General features: G+C 72.7%; 15 protein-coding genes. 5 read left to right on the top strand and 10 right to left on the bottom strand.

Features of this window, described 5'->3' with window-relative positions; translation table 11 throughout:
* Window positions 1-352: 352 nt before the first annotated feature.
* On the top strand, window positions 353-2,455 hold the full coding sequence (locus IG74_RS0141035) for a PhoX family protein (RefSeq protein WP_030688091.1): 2,103 nt from the start codon (window positions 353-355) through the stop codon (window positions 2,453-2,455).
* Between the two features lie 87 nt (window positions 2,456-2,542).
* On the opposite strand, the gene IG74_RS0141040 is transcribed toward IG74_RS0141035, so the two are convergent.
* Both IG74_RS0141040 and IG74_RS0141045 read right to left on the bottom strand, forming a co-directional pair.
* The gene (locus IG74_RS0141040; RefSeq protein ID WP_030688092.1) at window positions 2,543-3,742 is read right to left on the bottom strand and encodes a hypothetical protein; all 1,200 of its coding nucleotides are present in this window, start codon (window positions 3,740-3,742) and stop codon (window positions 2,543-2,545) included.
* 162 nt (window positions 3,743-3,904) lie between these two features.
* A complete protein-coding gene (locus IG74_RS0141045) occupies window positions 3,905-4,993 on the bottom strand; it encodes a LysR family transcriptional regulator (protein ID WP_030688094.1) in 1,089 nt (362 codons plus the stop codon).
* Window positions 4,994-5,201: 208 nt separating this feature from the next.
* Here IG74_RS0141045 and snpA point away from each other — a divergent pair, with 208 nt between their 5' ends.
* The gene (snpA, locus tag IG74_RS0141050) at window positions 5,202-5,870 is read left to right on the top strand and encodes a snapalysin (protein ID WP_030688097.1); all 669 of its coding nucleotides are present in this window, start codon (window positions 5,202-5,204) and stop codon (window positions 5,868-5,870) included.
* 22 nt (window positions 5,871-5,892) lie between these two features.
* On the opposite strand, the gene IG74_RS0141055 is transcribed toward snpA, so the two are convergent.
* The 5 genes from IG74_RS0141055 to IG74_RS0141075 form a co-directional block, all read right to left on the bottom strand.
* Window positions 5,893-7,878: an FUSC family protein gene (locus IG74_RS0141055; RefSeq protein ID WP_030688099.1), complete on the bottom strand. Its 1,986-nt coding sequence runs from the start codon at window positions 7,876-7,878 to the stop codon at window positions 5,893-5,895.
* Window positions 7,879-7,985: 107 nt separating this feature from the next.
* The gene (locus IG74_RS0141060; RefSeq protein WP_030688102.1) at window positions 7,986-9,002 is read right to left on the bottom strand and encodes an endonuclease/exonuclease/phosphatase family protein; all 1,017 of its coding nucleotides are present in this window, start codon (window positions 9,000-9,002) and stop codon (window positions 7,986-7,988) included.
* 57 nt (window positions 9,003-9,059) lie between these two features.
* Window positions 9,060-9,923: a hypothetical protein gene (locus IG74_RS0141065; RefSeq protein WP_051856487.1), complete on the bottom strand. Its 864-nt coding sequence runs from the start codon at window positions 9,921-9,923 to the stop codon at window positions 9,060-9,062.
* Between the two features lie 99 nt (window positions 9,924-10,022).
* A complete protein-coding gene (locus IG74_RS0141070) occupies window positions 10,023-10,868 on the bottom strand; it encodes an ABC transporter permease (protein WP_030688108.1) in 846 nt (281 codons plus the stop codon).
* A complete protein-coding gene (locus IG74_RS0141075) occupies window positions 10,865-11,902 on the bottom strand; it encodes an ATP-binding cassette domain-containing protein (RefSeq protein ID WP_051856488.1) in 1,038 nt (345 codons plus the stop codon). Before IG74_RS0141075 ends, IG74_RS0141070 begins: the two co-directional genes overlap by 4 nt.
* A 177-nt stretch (window positions 11,903-12,079) precedes the next feature.
* On the opposite strand from IG74_RS0141075, the gene IG74_RS0141080 reads away from it, so the two are divergent.
* Window positions 12,080-12,457: a hypothetical protein gene (locus tag IG74_RS0141080; protein ID WP_051856489.1), complete on the top strand. Its 378-nt coding sequence runs from the start codon at window positions 12,080-12,082 to the stop codon at window positions 12,455-12,457.
* An 82-nt stretch (window positions 12,458-12,539) separates the two neighbouring features.
* Here the strand turns inward: IG74_RS0141080 and IG74_RS0141085 are convergent, their stop codons facing one another.
* Window positions 12,540-13,820 carry an SGNH/GDSL hydrolase family protein gene (locus tag IG74_RS0141085; RefSeq protein WP_030688115.1) on the bottom strand — a complete coding sequence of 427 codons (1,281 nt, stop codon included), beginning with the start codon at window positions 13,818-13,820 and terminating at the stop codon, window positions 12,540-12,542.
* A 143-nt stretch (window positions 13,821-13,963) separates the two neighbouring features.
* On the opposite strand from IG74_RS0141085, the gene IG74_RS0141090 reads away from it, so the two are divergent.
* The gene (locus IG74_RS0141090; protein WP_030688117.1) at window positions 13,964-14,872 is read left to right on the top strand and encodes a LysR family transcriptional regulator; all 909 of its coding nucleotides are present in this window, start codon (window positions 13,964-13,966) and stop codon (window positions 14,870-14,872) included.
* A 7-nt stretch (window positions 14,873-14,879) separates the two neighbouring features.
* Here the strand turns inward: IG74_RS0141090 and IG74_RS0141095 are convergent, their stop codons facing one another.
* Both IG74_RS0141095 and IG74_RS0141100 read right to left on the bottom strand, forming a co-directional pair.
* Window positions 14,880-15,326: a DUF7144 family membrane protein gene (locus IG74_RS0141095; protein ID WP_030688120.1), complete on the bottom strand. Its 447-nt coding sequence runs from the start codon at window positions 15,324-15,326 to the stop codon at window positions 14,880-14,882.
* A gap of 66 nt (window positions 15,327-15,392) precedes the next feature.
* Window positions 15,393-16,136, bottom strand: coding sequence for a TetR/AcrR family transcriptional regulator (locus IG74_RS0141100; RefSeq protein ID WP_030688122.1), 744 nt, complete (start codon window positions 16,134-16,136; stop codon window positions 15,393-15,395).
* A gap of 135 nt (window positions 16,137-16,271) precedes the next feature.
* On the opposite strand from IG74_RS0141100, the gene IG74_RS0141105 reads away from it, so the two are divergent.
* The gene (locus IG74_RS0141105; protein ID WP_030688124.1) at window positions 16,272-17,837 is read left to right on the top strand and encodes an MFS transporter; all 1,566 of its coding nucleotides are present in this window, start codon (window positions 16,272-16,274) and stop codon (window positions 17,835-17,837) included.
* Window positions 17,838-18,240 lie beyond the last annotated feature (403 nt).

Genomic DNA, 18,240 nt, shown 5'->3' on the forward strand with positions numbered 1-18,240 from the left:
CGGCAGGGGCGGGGGACTCGGCCCGGGGGGAGGGGGGCGTTGGATTGGTTCGGGGGCGCCGGAAGGCGCTCCGCAGACGATCCAGAATGCCCATATGCGCACCCCTAAATGTGAGTTCAGCGTGAATGAGTCCCCGACCGGCCCCCAGGCCACAAGGGATACGTAAGGGTATCCGCCGCCCCACCGGACACACGGGGCCCCCGGCCAAGCCCAGGGGCCAGGCGCGGTTCACGCTCCGTTCACCCGCAGTCCCCCGTACTGCTGGCAGCCGCCCCTAGCCTCCAGCCGGACCGCTGTGAATCGAGTGAAAACAGCCACGTCGCAGCCCATTTCAGCCACCTTGGAGGAACCCGTGCGCAAGCTGCTGCCCCTGATCACCTCGCACCCGGGCGGTGCGGGCGGCCGCTCGGCCATGACGTGCCGGTTCCGCTGCGGCGACGCCTGTTTCCACCCGGTGCCGAACACCAGCGACAACGAGTACGTCGGCGACGTCATAGCCGGTGCCCTGAGCCGCCGCTCCATGATGCGCGCGGCCGCCGTGGTGACCGTGGCCGCGACGGCAGCGGGCGGCGTCGCCCTCGGCCCCGGCGCGGGCGAAGCCGCGGCCGCGGCCCCGGCGGCGTACAAACCCAAGGGCGGAAAGGCCGCCCGCGGCCTGCGGTTCACGCCCGTCGCGCCCAACACGGCCGACAAGGTCTCCGTCCCCGACGGCTACCGCCAGAACGTCGTGATCCGCTGGGGCGAGCCCATCCTGCGCGGCGCCCCCGCCTTCGACGCGGACAAGCAGTCCGCGAAGGCCCAGGCCGGCCAGTTCGGCTACAACAACGACTTCCTCAGCCTGCTGCCGCTGCGCGGCGAGAGCGAGGAGCACGGCCGTCAGGTGCTCGTGGCCAACCACGAGTACACGGACGAGGTCCTGATGTTCAAGGGCTACGACGCGAAGAACCCGACCCGCGAGCAGGTCGAGATCGCCTGGGCCGCGCACGGCCTGTCCGTGGTCGTGGTCGACGGCGAGCGGAAGACCGGCGCGCTGCGAGCCGTGCCCCGCCACCGCCTCAACCGACGCCTGACCACCACCAGCAAGTTCCACCTCACCGGGCCCGCCGCCCGCAGCGAGTTCGTCCGTACGAAGGCCGACCCGCGCGGCACCACCGTCCTCGGCACGCTCAACAACTGCTCCGGCGGCACCACCCCGTGGGGCACCACGCTGCACGGCGAGGAGAACTTCAACCAGTACTTCGCGCACGCGGACAAGGTCACCGACCCCACCCAGGCCGCGCGCCTGAAGCGCTACGGCGTCGTCGGCGGCGAGTCCGAGCGCAAGTGGGAGCGTTTCGACGACCGCTTCGACCTGACCAAGGAGCCGAACGAGCCGCACCGCTTCGGCTGGGTCGTCGAGCTCGACCCGTACGACCCGGACTCCGTGCCGCGCAAGCGCACCGCGCTCGGCCGCTTCAAGCACGAGGGCGCCCAGCCGCGCCTGACCCGCGACGGCCGCCCGGTGGTCTACATGGGCGACGACGAGCGGTTCGACTACGTGTACAAGTTCGTGAGCAGCAAGCGGATGGCGAAGGGGAACTCGCGCTGGGCGCGCGAGCACAACCTCACGCTGCTCGACGAGGGCACCCTGTACGTCGCCAAGTTCACGGGCGACTCCCCGGCCGCGGAGATCGACGGCACGGGCAAGCTCCCTGCCGACGGCGAGTTCGACGGCGGCGGCGAGTGGATCCCGCTGGCCACCGCGTACGCGGGCGGCAAGGCCGTCTCCCACGTCGAGGGCATGACCGCCGACGAGGTGTACGTCTTCACGCGCCTCGCCGGTGACAAGGTGGGCGCCACGAAGATGGACCGCCCCGAGGACATCGAGCCGTCCCCGACGACCGGCAAGGTGTACGTCGCCCTGACGAACAACTCCGACCGCGGCAAGCCAGGCAAGGCCGGTGCCGACGAGGCCAACCCGCGCAACCTCAACAAGCACGGCCAGGTCCTGGAGCTGACGGAGGCCCGCAACCGGCCCGAGTCCACGCGCTTCGCCTGGAACCTCTTCCTCGTCGCGGGCGACCCGAACGACCCGGCCACGTACTTCGCGGGCTTCCCGAAGGACAAGGTCAGCCCCATCTCCTGCCCCGACAACGTGGCCTTCGACCCGCACGGCAACCTGTGGATCTCCACCGACGGCAACCAGCTCGGCTCCCACGACGGCCTGTTCGGCGTGGCCACGAAGGGCGAGCGGCGCGGTGAGCTGAAGCAGTTCCTGACGATGCCGACGGGCGCGGAGACCTGCGGCCCGCTCGTGCAGGAGCGGCGCGTGCTCGTCGCCGTGCAGCACCCGGGCGAGGTCGACGGCGCGTCCGTCGAGAAGCCCGCGAGCGCCTGGCCCGACGGACCGGGGAAGATCGTGCGCCCGGCGGTCGTGTCGGTGTGGCGCGCGAACGGCGACGACATCGGCGTCTGAGCCGTCGCGCACGGAAGCGCGCAAGTCGCGTACGTGAACGCGTGAAGGGGCGCCCCCTGACCCGGGGGCGCCCCGTCTCACGTACCGCTACTGGTTGTTCTGCTTGCGGCGGTACATCGCGAAGCCCAGGCCCGCGGCGCCCAGGGCGGCCATGCCGCCGCCCGCGGCGACCAGCGGGGTGTCGTGCGAGGCGCCCGCGGTGTCGCCCACGCCGTCGGCACCCGCCTTGACGCCGCCCTGCGGCACCTTGGTGGAGGGGTGCGTGGGCTTCGACGTGCCGCCGCCGTGGGTGCGGCCCTCGACCCAGCCCTTCATGGTGCCGTCGGGGTTGAGCACGAAGTGCGCGCCGTTGTGCTGTCCGTACGCGGCCTTGCCGCCGGTCTGCTTCAGGGTGTCCCAGACGGTCTTCTTGCCGGTGTCGGGGGCCGGGGCGATCATGTCCGCCTCGTAGCCCGCCTTGGTCTTGTAGACCTTGGCGTCGAAGCCGGTCTTGCCGAGGTTCTGGTACTCGCGGACGAAGGTGCGCTTCTTCGAAGGCTGCGGCTTCGGCTTCGGCGGGGTCGGCGTGCCGGTCTTGGTGACCGTGCCGTCGGCGGTCAGCGTGAACGTACAGCCGTCGATCTTCGTGGACGCGGGCTTGATGTACGCCTTCAGGGAGCCCTTGGCGACGCCGTTCTTGAGGAGCTGCGCCTTGGCGCTGCGCGCGGAGGCGTTCACGTCGACCTTGGCGGTCCAGCCGTGACCGAGACTGACGGTGCCCTTGGAGACCCAGCCGCCGGGGACCGGCTTGTCCTTGTCGTCGCCGGAGCCGGTCTTGGTGACGTTGCCGTCGGCGGAGAGCGTGAACGTGTAGCCGCTGATCCTGGTGGACGCGGACTGGCCCTCGGCGCTCAGGGAGCCCTTGGCGACGCCGTCCTGGAGGAGCTGGGCCTTGGCGGAGCGGGCGGAGGCGTTCACGTCGACCTGTGCGGTCCAGCCGCCGCCGAGGCTGACGGTGCCCTTGGACTCCCAGCCGCCGGGGACGGGCTTGTCCTTGTCCTCGTCGGGCTTGGTCCGGTCGTCCGGCTTGGTGTGGTCGTCCGGAGTCGTCTTGTCGTCCGGCGTCGGCGTGGGGTCCGGGTCCGGCGTCCGGTCGCCGTCGGTCTGGTCGCCGGGCGCGGTGGCACCGTCGGCCGAGTGCGGGGCCGGCGGGGTGTCGGCGAAGGCCGCGGTGGTGGGGACGGCGAGCGCGGCGATCGCGCCGGTGGCGATGGCGGCGGTGCGGATGGTGCGTCGGGTGGCGCGCATGGCGTGGTTCCCTCGTACTGGTCGGCGTCTTGTCCGTCTATGTGCCCCTTTGCGGTGGCGACGGATATGAAGCTACGGGCGCCATGTGTGCGTCATCGGTAGGGAACGTAACAACTGGCCGCAGACCGCGGCGCAGAACCGTAAACCGGTGAAAAGCGCAGGTCAGAGAGGGGTTGGCCGAAGGTCCCGAGCGGAGTGGGGGCCAAGGTCCCCGGGCGGGGGAACCGCGCGGCCCGGCGGTTCGGGGGGACATGCGGGGGGACACGCGGAGGGAAGAGCGGGGGGACGCGCCGGGGGACCGGGCGCGGGGGGCGCGGCGCCGCGGGTGCCGAGCAGCCAGTCCTGGTAGGCGGGGGCCTCCGCGGCGGCCTCCCAGTACGCGGCCTCCAGCTCGCCGTACACGGCGTTGAGCTCCGTCTCCGTACGGGCCGCGACGTACAGGCGGACGCCCAGGGGATCGCCGTGCAGGGGTCTGACCGCCATGTCGGGTCTCGCCACCGAGGTGGGCTGGCAGACGGTGACGACCTCGCCGGTGGCGACGAGCGTGGCGGCGGTGAGGTAGTCGCCGTGCAGCACGCGGGGGTTGAGGCCCGCGGATCTCAGCATCCGTCTCAGGCCGTCCCACTCGCCGTCCACGGTCGGGTCGACCATCCAGCGGTCGTCGGCGAGGTCGGTGAGGGCGACGACGGGCTCGCGGGCGGCGGGGTGGTCGGCGGCGAGCGAGACGAACTGCGGTTCGCGGTCGATGAGGACGCGGTGGGCGAGCCCGTCGGGGAACCGGAGCGGGCTGCCCTCCACCTCGTGCACGAACGCGACGTCGAGCCGGCCGTCGGCGACGTCGCGGAGCAGCGCGTTCGCCGACACATCCATCTGGAGCGAGGTCTCGGTGCCGGGCATGCTGGCGCGGAGCCTGCGCAGCCAGCCCGGTATGGCGCGGCTCGCCGTGGACCCGATGCGCAGCCGCGGCTCCCCGTCGGCGGAGCGGGCGGCGGCCGCGCGGGCCTCGGTGATCAGGGCCCGCATCTCGATGACGAGCGGGCGGGCGCGGCTGAGGACGGTGCGGCCGAGCGGGGTCGGGCGGCAGCCGGTGCGCTCGCGGGTGAAGAGCTGGCCGCCCACGGCGTGTTCGATGCGGCGCAACTGGGTGGTCAACGAGGGCTGGCTCATGCCGAGTTGGCGGGCGGCCTTGTGCAGGCTGCCGCTGTCAGCGATGGCGCAGAGTGCGCGGAGGTGCCTGACCTCGAGCTCCATGGCCGTGAGCGTAGAGCGGGTTACGGCGGCACACCAGCCTCCCAAACACCCATGGAACCGTAGAAGTTGCCCCTCCGTTCGGTGACCGGATGTGCGGCGATAGGCCTGGGCTATCGCCAGCTGCCATCATCCGCAACGCGCCTGGCTGCCCGACACTCACGGATACCGAAACGTTCATCTTTCACCGAACGAGTAGGGAGCCCCCCACATGCACAAGCGTTATGTGTCCGTCGCCGCCGCACTCGGACTTGCGGTCGCCGCGCTCGGCACCTCCTCCGTCGCCTCGGCCGCCACCTCGGCCGACTCGGCCAAGACCACCGCGTCGTCCTCCTACGCCGGCTACACCGGCTCCTCCGAAGAGGCCGCGGCGAACAAGGCGTTCTTCGAGGCCGTCGTCAAGGCGGTCGCCGAGAAGCGCGCGGCGAACCCCGGCGTCAAGGCCGTCACGGTGACCTACAGCACCCAGCGCGCCCCGTCGTTCCGGCAGCAGATCGCCGCGAGCACCTCCATATGGAACGCGGCCGTCTCCAACGTCAAGCTCCAGGAAGGGACGAGCGGCACCAGCTTCGAGTACCGCGAGGGCAACGACCCGCGCGGCTCGTACGCGAGCACCAACGGCCACGGCCGTGGCTACATCTTCCTCGACTACCGGCAGAACCAGCAGTACAACTCCACCCGCGTGACCGCCCACGAGACCGGGCACGTGCTCGGCCTCCCCGACAACTACCGCGGCCCGTGCTCGGAGCTCATGTCCGGCGGCGGCCCCGGCACGTCCTGCCAGAACGCCCAGCCCAACGCGCAGGAGCGCGCCCGGGTCAACCAGCTCTGGGCCAACGGTCTGGCCAAGGCCATGAAGCAGGTCGAAGCAGCGAAGTGACCCCGCGGGGAGCCAGGGCCCACTAGGCCTGGGGCCGCGGTGACGCGATCGCGCGCGCCGCGGCCACCTCCTGGCGGAGGGGTTCCAGGACGCTGTCCTTGGGCCCGGTGAACTCCACCGGGACCGGAACGAGCACCTCCACCTCCCGCAGCGCGGCGGCCAGTTCGCGCAGCTGCCGCACGACTTCCCCGGCCTCCGCCCCCTCGGGGGCGGAGGCTCCGTGCCGTACCCGCACCCGCGCCGCCGTGGTCGCGTCGACGATCCGCTCCACGGCCACCACCAGCGGCCACCACGCGGCGGCCCGCGCCCCCACGGGCGGGGGTTCGGTCAGCGCCCGCTGGAACTCCGTACGGATGTCGGACAGATCGCGGTACAGGCGCCGCCGCATCCGGGCCCGCGCGGCGGGATCACCGCCGCCGTCCTGGCCGAACGCGCACTCCACGTACGCCGCCGTGTCGGCGACCGCGTCCGCGAGCCGGTCCCCGATCCGCGTGTGCCAGCTCTCCGGCCACAGCAGATAGCCCGCGACGAGCGCGATGGCGCAGCCGATGAGGCTGTCGAGCAGGCGGGGCAGGACGAGCCCGAAGCCCTGGTGGTTGAGGACGTCCGAAAGGAGCAGGATCACCGGGGTGATGGCGGCGGTCTGGTAGCCGTAACCGCGCGGCGTGAGCGCCGGGATGAGCGCGGCGAGGACGAGCACCACGGGCACGTCCCACCAGCCCCGGTCGACGGCGGAGAGCACGGCCGCGGCCACCACGAGCCCCGCCGCCGTGCCGAGGGCCCGCATCACCGCGCGCGAGAACACCGAGCCGAAGTCCGGCTTCAGGACGAAGGTGACGGTGAGCGCCACCCAGTACGAGCGCGGCACGTCGATGAGCGAGACGAGGGACTGCGCGATGCCGATGCACAGCGCGAGCCGCAGGCCGTAGCGCCAGGAGGCCCCGGACAGGATGACGTTGCGGGTGGCGCGCCGGGCCCGCACGCGCAGCGCGGCGGGCCGCCCGAGGCGGTCGTCGGCGTGCACGGCGGTGAGCGGGTCGGGGTCGGCGAGAGTGTCGGCGGCGTGCCGCAGCGCCTGGTACACGGCGCGGGCGGCGGCGCCGTACGTCTCCGGCAGCTCAGCGGGCAGGCCGAGGGCGGCCGGTTCCGCGCCGGGGCCGCGGGCGATGGCGGCGGCCAGCCTGCGGGCCGCGGCGGGGAGTTCGGGCGGCAGCTCCTCGCCGTACTGGTGGGCGGCGGGCGCGGCCTCGACGACCGGGGTGATGGCGTTCAGCTCGGCGATGAGCCGCACCAGGTCGGGGCTGCGGCCGTGGTCGCGGGCGCGGCGGGCGAGGACGAGGTCGTAGGCCTGGTTGAGCTGGGCGGTGACGGCGGCGCGGGCCTCGTCGTAGGCGTCGTCACCGGTGTGCTCGGTGCCCGCCGCCTCCAGGAGCGCGGCCACCTTCTCGTACGCGGCCGCGACCGCGGCCCGTTCGGGTACGCCGGACCGCAGCGGCCAGGCGAGCAGCGCGAGCACGAGGACGAGCAGGCCGCCGCCGGTCATCAGGGCCGGGGCGAGCCACCACTCGCCGGGCAGCGGCAGGCCCGCGCCGATGACCGCGTTGAGCAGCAGCAGGAGCCCCGAAACGGAGGCGACGGCGCCGATCGTCGACATCATCCCGGAGACCAGCGCGACGAGGGTCACCGCGGCGACGGCGGCCCAGCCGTGACCGTGGGCGAGCGAGCCCAGGGTGACGCCGAGCGCGCCGAACAGCTGCGGGACGGCGATGTTGAGGATCCGCATCCGGTACGCGTCGGCGGTGTCGCCGATGACGCCGGACAGGGCGCCCATGCTGGCGAGCGCGCCGTAGGCGGGGTGGCCGGCCGCGGTGCCGATCGCCACCGGCAGGGCCATGGCGACGGCCGCGCGGGCGACCGCCGCCCAGGGGACGGGGGCCGGCTGTGGCTTGAGAGACCTGACGAGCCAGTCCGGCGGGGCGAGTGAGACCAGTGGGGCTCGGCGGCGCATGCGGCCATTATGGCCGGACCCACGGCTGACCTGGGCAGACGGCGCCTGGAAGATCCAGCCCCTCCGGCGTTTGAGGAGCGGGGGTCTGGGGGCGGAGCCCCCAGGGTTCAGGCCCGGTGCAGTGTCAGGTCAAGCAGCACCGCACGGTGGTCCGTGTTGCCCAGGGTGAGGAAGCGGGCCTCGTGCGCGGCGAAGTCCGGGGTGGTGAGGACGTGGTCGATCTGCGCGCCGAAGGGGCGGGGCAGCGCCGTGGGCCAGGTGGGCGTCCGGGAGGCCCCGGCGACGCGCGCCCCGTCGCGAAGCCCCGTGTCGAGGATGCGCCGGAACGCCGCGTGGTCCTGCGTGGCGTTGAAGTCCCCGGCCAGGACCGTGGGCCGCCCGTCCCCCGCCGCGGCGTACGCCCGCAGCGAGCCGAGCTCCGCGCGCCACCGGTCGACGTCACCGGGCGTGGGCGGCATCGGATGGGCGAGCTGGAGCCGCACGGCCACGCCCTTGACGTCGGCGACGGCCCCGGGCATGCCGAGCGTCCCGCGCACCCCCGCGGCCCGCTTCAGCGGCACGTTGGAGAGGATGACGGACCCGTCGGCCCCGTTCCCCCCTGCCGCCACCCGGTAGGGGTACGCCGAGGCGGGCAGCCCCTCGCGCAGCGTGCCCCGGCAGGCGCGGTCGCACTCGGACACGAAGACGAGGTCCGGCTTGTGCTCCCGCACGGCCTTGACCAACCCGGGCGCCCCGCGCCCGAATTCGACGTTGGAGGCGAGGACGCGCAGATCGGCCACGGGCGGCCCGTCCGGCTCCGCCAGCTTCCCGTACGGCTCCATGAACCAGGCGAGCCCGCCGAGCACGGCCACCGCCCAGACGAGCCCGACGCGCCAGCGCCCGTACGCGGCGAGCAGCAGCGCGAGCGCGGCGGGCGCGAGCAGCCACGGCAGGAAGGCGAGGACCTGCGGCACGGGCGTGATCGCGTCGGTGTCGGCGGCGCGGCAGCCGAGCACGGCGCTCACCGCGGCGAGCAGCAGGCCCGCGGTCCAGGCGGCGGCCCGCCAGCGGCCCGGCCGCCGGGTGGGTGCGTCGGCGGGGAACGGGTCCTCGGGGGCGGTGGGCGGTGCCGTCGCGTGCTCCAAGGGGCGGCCTTTCCTCGACGGGACGCCCGCCGGGCGGCGTGCTGTCCGAATCCTCCCTTAGAGACGTGGCGGCTCCGCGGAAAGTTTCCCGGAGCCCCTGCGGGTGAGCCACCACATCGCGGCCGCGACGAGCAGCCCCAGGCCGATCAGGACCCAGGCGGTCACCCGCAGGGTCTGGGTGAGCGCGTCGTAGACGGCCCCCGCGGCGGCCCGCGACACGTCCGGGGGCAGGTCGTCCAGGGTGAGGGCGCGGCCGACCGCGACGGCGGCGGCGAGCGCGGCGGCTCCGGCGGCCGTGCCGAGGGCGGTGGCGAGGACGGCGCGGCGGCGGCGCACCGCGAGGAGGATGCCGCCGACGGCGAACACCGCCGCGGCGATCGGCAGCCAGAGGCCCGCGGCCTGGAGCATGCGGAACACCTTCCGGTAGTCGCTCAGGTCCTGCGCCTTCATGACCGTGACCTCGGTGTGGCGCACGGGGATGCGGTCGGCGAACGGCACGCCCTCCTCGCTGAGCTGCCGCTTGACCTGTTGGGTGATCGGCGCGAGGTCGATGCTCACCTCGCTGTCGGAGTCGTTCTCCAGAGCCTGCTCGACGGCCGCGTGCGCGGCGCGGTTCGCCGCGTTCCAGGCGGTGCGGAAGGCCGCCGTCTCGGTGAAGGAGCGCACGGCGTCCCGGACGAACGACTCGACGGTGGACTGCAGCGGCCCCGCGTCGATCTCCTTGACCACGGAGTCGGTGACGGCGTCGGCCACGGCCGCCCGCACCGCCCGGTTCGAGGAGAGCGGCGCCATCGTGGCGACGTACCGGTCCGTGTCCTGGATCTCGTACGCCGCCCAGGTCGAGACCGCGCCGAGGGGCACCAGGAGGCAGCTGAGGACGAGCAGGGCGGCGGAGAGGGCGGCGCGCAGGCGAGGGGGCACGCCTCAAGGCAAGGCCCCGGCCGCGCGGGGCGCGACCGGGGTGACTCCGGATGGAGCAGGACGGGCGGGCGGCCGCCCGCCCGCGGCGTCGGCGGCCGCCTACTTGCGGTTGTACAGGCGCATCGTCACCGGGCCGAACACCGCCACGAGGAGCGCGGCCCAGCCCAGGCTCCACGCGATCTCCGTGCCCGGCCAGTCGCCGGCCATCAGGCCGCGCACGGCGGAGGCGACATGGGTGACCGGGTTGTTGTTGACGAAGGCCTGGAGCCAGCCGGGCATCGTCTCGGGCTTCACGAAGATGTCCGAGAGGAACGTCAGCGGGAACAGCACCATCATGCTGACGCCCATCACGGACTTCTCGGTGCGGAGCAGAAGCCCGAACATCGTCCACACCCAGGAGAAGGCGAAGGAGAACACGAGCAGGAGCACCACCCCGAGCAGCACGCCGACCGCGTTGTCGGGGCGGAAGCCGAGGACGAGACCGACGCTGAGCATCACGGCGGACGCCATGGCGTAGCGCAGGACGTCACCGAGGAGGTAGCCGACCATCGCCGACGGCCGCCAGATCGGCAGCGAGCGGAAGCGGTCGAAGACGCCCTTCTCGATGTCGGTGTTGACCGAGACGCCCGTGTACATCGTGATCATGACGACGGACATCACGAGGATGCCGGGCAGCAGGTACTGGATGTACTCGCGCGGCGACCCGGCGAGCGCGCCCCCGAAGAGGTACGTGTACATCAGCACCATCATGATCGGGAACGCCGTCACGTCGAACAGCTGCTCCGGCACGTGCTTGATCTTCAGCACGGCCCGCCAGCCGAACGTCAGGGACGTCGACAGGGCGCTGGGGCGGCGCGGCCGCTCCTTGGAGATGAGCAGTTCGGCGAGGGACTCGGTGCGGACGGGCGCGAGCTCCTGGGCCTCGACGGTGGTCACGGTGCTCATAGCGCGGCCTCTGCTTCCTCGCGGTCCTGGTGGGGGTCGAGCGGCTGGTCGGTGAGGGCCAGGAACACCTCGTCGAGGCTGGGCTGGCCCAGGGAGAAGTTGTCGACGACGATGCCCGCGCGGGCGAGTTCGGCGAGCGCCCGGGAGGCCTTCTCCGCGGCGGCCTCCTCGGCGCCGCGCCCGCCGTCGCCGACCCGGGCGGTGAGCGCCACCGGGTCCGGCTCCAGCTGCACCTGCGCGGCCAGGGCGAGCCCGAGGAGGCGCGCCGCCTCCTCGCGCCGGGCCGCGTCCCGCAGCCGGACGTGCACGGAGCCCGCGCCGACGGACGCCTTCAGCTCGCCCTTGGTGCCCTCGGCGATGACCCGGCCCTTGTCGATGACGGCGATGCGGGCCGCCAGTTGGTCGGCCTCGTCCAGGTACTGCGTGGTCAGCAGGACCGTGGTGCCCTGGGCGACGACGGCGCGCACGATGTCCCAGACCTGGTTGCGGCTGCGCGGGTCGAGCCCGGTGGTCGGCTCGTCGAGGAAGAGCAGGTCGGGCGTGTTCAGGATGGACGCGGCGATGTCGATGCGCCGCCGCATGCCGCCCGAGTAGTTCTTCACCTGCCGCCCGGCGGCCTCGGCCAGGCCGAACGCGGTCAGCAGCTGCTCGGCGCGCGCGTACGAGGCCTTCTTGCCGTGGCCCGTGAGCCGGGCGAGCAGGACCAGGTTCTCGGTGCCGGTGAGGTCCTCGTCCACCGACGCGTACTGGCCGGTGAGGCTGACGCGGGTGCGGACGGCGTCGGCCTCGCGGACCACGTCGTGCCCGAAGACGTGCGCCTCGCCGCCGTCCGGGCGCAGCAGGGTGGCGAGCATCTTCACGGTCGTCGTCTTGCCCGCGCCGTTCGGCCCGAGCAGGCCGTAGACCGTGCCCGCCGGGACGGTCAGGTCGACGCCGTCGACTGCGCGGTTCTCGCCGAACGTCTTGACCAGGCCCGCCGTCTCGATGGCGAGGCCGTCCGGCCCCGGGTGCCCTCCCGGCTGCTTGCTGCTCATGTCCCTACGCCCTCCGATGCGGTGCGTCGTGTCATGAGGGGAGACCGGACCCGGCCGGGAAACTCATCGCGGGGGGCCGTGGCTCCTTCCCAGCGTGCCACGCGCTCCGGTGGAGCGCGGGCCCGCGCGGGTGTTTCCTGGGAGGAGGCCGTAGCGCCTGAGCAGAGAGGAACCGCCATGGCACTCACCGCACACGGATCCCCCGGCATCCGCAGCCTCTCCCACACCTGGGCGGGCCCCGCCGTCCTCGCCGTCGTCTACGGCGTCTGGGCGGCGGGCATCCACCGCGACGGCGGCCCCATCACCGGCGGGAACGTCCTGTACGGCGTGGTCACCGGGGTGGTCTTCGGCGCCCTGTACGCGGCCGTGCGCCGCTTCGCCCCCGGCCTGCCGCGCGAGCTGCGCGCCCTGGCCTGGGCCACCTTCGCGGGCGTGAGCTTCGGCTTCCTCTACAGCCTCACGGACGCGAGCGTGCTGCGGTCGACGGGCATGGCGGCGGTGGTCGCGGGCAGCGTCTTCGCGGCGACGTTCTACTGGTTCTACACGCACGAGTAGTTCGCCCCGCTCAGGTCATCCCGTACTTCATCTCGCTGGAACGACCGTTCTATCCAGAGTGGAAGCAGAATGTCGACCGGGGTTAGAGCGCGTTCAGGTCGACCGCGCGGGCCATGGCCCGGTACCCGGCGTCGTTCGGGTGCAGGTGGTCGCCGCTGTCGTACGCGGGCCGGATGCGCTCGGGGTCCTTCGGGTCGGCGAGGGCCTTGTCGAAGTCGACGTACCCGTCGTACTCGCCGGACGTACGCACCCAGGTGTTGAAGGCGTCGCTGACGGCGGCGGCGTGCTTGCCGTAGTGGTCGGAGCCGCCGAGCGGCACCAGGGTCGCGCCGACGACCTTCAGGCCCTTGGCGTGCGCGGCGCGGATCAGCTTCCGGTGGCCGTTGACGAGCTCCTTCGCCGTCACGACCGGGGCGGGCTTGTACAGGGGCTTGTCGCTCTCGCTGAAGCCGATGTCGTTGACGCCTTCGAGGACGACGACGGTCCCGGCGTTCGGCAGGTCGGTGACGTCCCGGGCGAACCGGGTGGAGCTCTTGTCCCCGAACCACGCCGAGTCGTTCAGGACCATGTTGCCGCCGATGCCGGAGTTGACCACCGGGCGCGGCTCGCCCGCCTCGGCGAGGCGCTCGGCGAGGGCGTCGGACCAGCGGTGGTTGCGGTCGGCGGAGGAGCCGAAGCCGTCGGTGATGGAGTCGCCGAACAGGACGACGCCGTCGCGCTTCGCGGGCCGCTCGCCGCGTACGTCGACGCCCGAGAGGTAGTACCAGGACTCGGTGGACTCGCCGAAGGCGCCGCCGCCGGTGTCGGTGAGGTGGTCGCCCGTGGCGCGGTAGCTGGTCGCGAAGGACTGGGCGTGGAAGGTGGCGGGCCCGGTGGTGCGGGCGAGCCGGAGCGTCACGGTGACGGAGTCGAAGCGGTCGAGGCCGAGCGCGGCCGCGTCGCTGGACAGCTGCCCCCCGGCCGGGACGGTGACGGAGTGCTTCCCGCCGAAGGTGAGGCGGCGCAGCGTGCCCTTCTGGACGGCGGCGCCCTTCGTGCCCTCGGTGCGCGCGACGGTGGCGCCCTCGATGCGCAGCGGGGAGGGGCCGTAGGCGTTGGAGAGCCGGATGCGCGCTCGGTCGCCGCCCTGTGTCACCCGCACCACCTGGCGCACCGTGTGGTTGTCGAAGCCGGCCTCCGACCAGTTGGGTTTGAAGCCGATGCTGGGCCGTTGCGGGGAGGCCGCCCAGGCGGCGTTCCACTGCGTGCCCCTGTCCGCGGAAGCAGTGGGGGCGGTGGAGGCGCTGGCCCCGGCCGCGGAGAGTCCGGCGACGAGGGCGAGTGCGGTGGCGGCGACGAGGGACCGACGGGGGCGCGAAGACATGGCGGATCCTTGGGAGTTGAGGTGGGGTAGGCCGGTGCCAACGATCCTCCGCGGCCCGCCGCCGATCAACGACGATCCATGAAACGATCACCATGCGCTGACTTATCGATGCAGGTCAGAGGCCTGACAGGGGGAGGGGTCGGATGGAACGGCACGAGCTGGAGACGTTTCTGACGCTCGCCGAGGAGCTGCACTTCGGGCACACGGCGGAGCGCCTGCGCATCTCGCAGGCGCGCGTCAGCCAGACCGTGAAGAAGCTGGAGCGCACGATCGGCGGCACGCTCTTCGAACGCACCAGCCGCGTGGTGCGGCTTTCACCGCTCGGACGTCAGCTGTACGACGAACTGGCGCCGCTGCACCGCCTCATGGAGGAGGCGGTGGCCCGCGCCAAGGACGTGGCGCGCGGCGTGGAGGGCGAGTTGGGCGTCGGCTTCCTCGGGGCGGGGGCCGGGGCGCTGACCCAGCCCATCCTGAAGCTGTTCCGCGAGCGGTGCCCGCGGTGCGAGGTCCGGATGCGGGAGACCCAGTTCCAGGATCCGCTCGGGCCGCTGCGGGCCGGGGAGGTCGACGTGCTCTTCACCTGCCTGCCCGTGCAGGAGCCCGACTTGACCGTCGGGCCCGTGGTCATCAGCCAGCCCCGCGTCCTGGCGATGCCCGTGGACCACCGGCTCGCCGGGCGCGCGTCCCTGTCCTGGGAGGACCTGGCGGACGAGACCTGCTTCGGGGTGGTGAACAGCGCGCCGTCCTACTGGTGGGACTTCCAGGTGCCGCGGCGCACGCCGTCCGGGCGGGAGATCAGGCGGGGGCAGGCGGTGGCCACGTTCCAGGAGCTCATCACGCTCGTCGCCACGGGGCAGGGGGTGTCCCCCGTCATCGCCTCCGTCGAGACGTACTACTCCCGGCCCGACATCACCTTCGTGCCGGTGCCGGACCTGCCCGCGGCGGAGGTGGCGGCGGTGTGGCGCGCGGGCACGCCCTCCGCCCCGACCCGGGCCTTCACGCAGGCCATCCACGACGCACTCCGGGCCAACGGCGGCCCCGCCAGCTTCTAGCGGAGGGTCAGGACGTCCTTGACTCCTCGGTGGAGCCGTTGGTGCAGAGGGCCCAGATGATGAACGTGCCGATGGCCAGGGAGATCAGGGCCCAGAGCGGGGTGTAGGGGAGCCAGAGGAACTGGGCGACCATGGCCACCGCGGCGAGGGCGATGCCCGTCGCGCGAGCCCAGTCGGCGCCCTTGAGGATGCCCCAGCCCGTCACCGCCACCAGCACGCCGAGCACCAGATGGATCCAGCCCCAGGTGGTGAGGTTGAACTTGTACACGTAGTCGCCGATGCGCGCGTACACGTCGTCCTTGGCGATGCCCGCGATCCCCTCGAGCACGCTGAGGATCCCGTACACGAACATGAGGACGCCGGCGAAGAGCGTGCCGCCCGACGCCCAGGCGCTGTCGTCGTCCGCGGGGCCCGCGGGCCCCGTGCGGTGCGCGTCACGATCCGGTGAGGTCATGGCCCGAGCGTCCGGCGGCCGTCGGGGGACGGCCACCGGAGCGGGCCATTGGGGGGACGCGCCCGCTCAGCGGGCGGCGTGGGCCTGCAGGCCGTCCAGGATGCAGGTGATGCCCACCTCGAAGAACCCCTGCCGCGCGGTGATCGCGTCGGACCCGCGCGGCGACATCGCGTACATCTTCCGCAGCCGCGGATAGGCCTGCACCGCCTCCGCGGCGGCGGGCTGGATCATGTCGTGCCACTCCTGCTCGGCGCGTCCGCTGCGCGCGAGCGTGGTGAGGTACGCGGCCTCCGTGAGCGCGACGCCGATGACGTACGCCCAGATGGTCTTGCCCGCGATCTCGGAGGTCTCCAGGTCGAAGCCGCCCGACTCGAAGAGGCCGAGCATCTCCTCCGTGAGCCCCATCATGTTCGGCCCCAGGTGGGCCATGCCCAGCTCGCCGAGGACGGAGGCGATCCAGGGGTGCCGCAGCAGCGTCGCTCGGACGTTCTCGGCGAACTGCTTGGCGGCCGTGAGCCAGTCCTCGTGGGACTCGGAGACGGGCTGCGGGACCTCGATCTCGCCGTAGACCTGGTCGACGGCCAGCTCGATGATCTCGTCCTTGTTGGACACGTGCGTGTACAGCGAGGTGGCGCCCGCGTTCAGGCGCGTGCCCAGCTTGCGCATGCTCAGCGCCTCGATGCCCTCGGAGTCGAGCAGCGCGATGGCTTCGCTGACGATCTGTTCGCGGCTGAGTGCGGGCTGTTCCCGGCGCGGTCGCTGCGGCCGGGTCCAGACGGAGATCGCGGTCGGCTTCCCGGTGCGCGGCATGCGGCCACCCTTCTCTCTGCTCCGACGTGACCCCCCTACCTTAGCGCAGAATGCGAACAGCGTTCGGGACTTGCGAACACTGTGCGGCGTACGTACAGTGTTCGGAGACAACGAACGACGTACCGAGGAGGACCGATGGACGGGCTTGCAGCGCAGGGCAAGGACGACCCGGGAGAGGAAACGGGCGGCACGGCCCCGGTGCGTAACCCGCGACGTTGGCTGATCCTCGTCGTGCTGTGCCTGAGCACGCTGGTCCTGGTCGTGGACAACATGATCCTGACCGTGGCGATCCCGCCCATCGCCGAGGACATCGACGCCACCGCCTCCGACATCCAGTGGATCCTCGACTCGTACATGCTGGTCTTCGCGGGCCTGCTGCTGACGTCCGGCTCGCTCTCGGACCGCTTCGGGCGCCGCAAGGTGATGGTGATCGGACTGCTCATCTTCGGCGCGGCCTCACTGATCGCGACGATCGCCAACAGCCCCGAGCAGCTGATCGCGGGCCGTGTCCTCATGGGCATCGGCGGCGCGCTGATCATGCCCAGCACCCTCTCGATCCTCATCACCGTCTTCGACGAGGAGGAGCGGCCCAAGGCCATCGCGGCCTGGAGTGCCGTGGCGATGGTCGGCCTCGTCGGCGGCCCGGTCTTCGGCGGTGCCCTGCTCGGCCACTTCTGGTGGGGCTCGGTCTTCCTGATCAACCTGCCCATCGTGGGCCTCGCGATCCTCGCCGCGCTCATCCTGATGCCCGAGTCCAAGGGCCCCTGGCGCAAGGCCGACCCGGTCGGCATCATCCTGTCGGTCGTCGGCATGGTCGCCCTGGTGTGGACGATCACCGAGTGGCCCAAGGAGGGCGTCGACTCCCCGAAGGTGTTCGTCGCCGGGATCGTGGCGGTCGTCGCCCTCGTCGGCTTCGGCTTCTGGGAGACCCGCGTCGACGAGCCGATGGTCCCCATCGAGCTCTTCCGCAACCGCGTCTTCACCGGCGCCAGCTTCTCGATCGTCCTGCTGACCTTCGCCAACGGCGGTCTGCTGCTGGTCCTGACCCAGTACCTGCAGTTCGTCCTGCACTACTCGCCGACGAAGACCGGCTGGGCCTTCGCGCCGCTCGCCGTCGCCTCCCTCGTCTTCAACACGCTGGGCGCCACGCTCGGCCAGAAGCTCGGCAACCGCTTCCTGGTGGCCGTCGGTCTCGCCATCACCGCCGGTGGCTTCTTCACCCTCACCACCCTTGAGCCCGGTGACGGCTTCGGCATCGTCGCCATCGCCATGGTCCTCATGGGCATGGGCGGCGGCCTCGCGATGCCCGCCGCGGTGGCGGCCCTCATGAGCGCGGTTCCCGGCGAGCACGCCGGCGTCGGCTCCGCCCTCAACGACACCGTCCAGCAGGCGGGCGCCGCCCTCGGCGTCGCGCTCCTCGGCTCCGTCCTCTCCAGCACGTACGCCAAGGAGATGCCGGCGTCGGCCGGTGACGTCGCCGACAACTCCGTCGTCGAAGGCCTCGCCGAAGCCGCCCGTACGGGCAACGCGGCCCTCGGGGACGCCGTACGGTCCGCCTTCACCGACGCGATGTCCGCGACCTTCGTGACCGGGGCGGCCGCCGTCCTCGTCGCCGCGGTCCTCTCGCTCTTCCTGATGAAGCCCGGGCCCGACGCCCCCGCCGTCGACGAGGACCGGGAGCCCGACCTCGTCTCCCACTGAACCTGGCCCCTGGGCCTCCAACGGGGCCTGACCCCAGGTCCCCCTCCTACGGGGCCTGACCCCAGGCCCCCGCCACGGGGCTTGACCCCCTGGGCCTTCGGCGGGGCACCCCCGCCCGGCCCTCCACAGATCCCCCGGCGACACCCGCGATCCTCCCCCGGCTCGCGGGTTGTCGCCGTTCCGGGCCCCTTCCGCGAGGGCTGCCGTTCGGGCCCCGGCGGCAAGGGGCCGCGCTGCGCGCCGCCGGGGCGGGCCTCACCCACCCGCCCCCACCTGGCTCGGCTCCCTTGGGCGGGGCGCCCTGGTCCGGCGGGGGCTCGGCCTCGCTGTGGCGCCTTGCCTGCCGGTGCCCTCGTGCTGCCCCGGTGCCTGGGGGCCGCGCTGCGCGCCGCCGGGGCGGGCC

Source organism: Streptomyces sp. NRRL B-1347 (assembly GCF_000720325.1).
GTDB lineage: Bacteria > Actinomycetota > Actinomycetes > Streptomycetales > Streptomycetaceae > Streptomyces.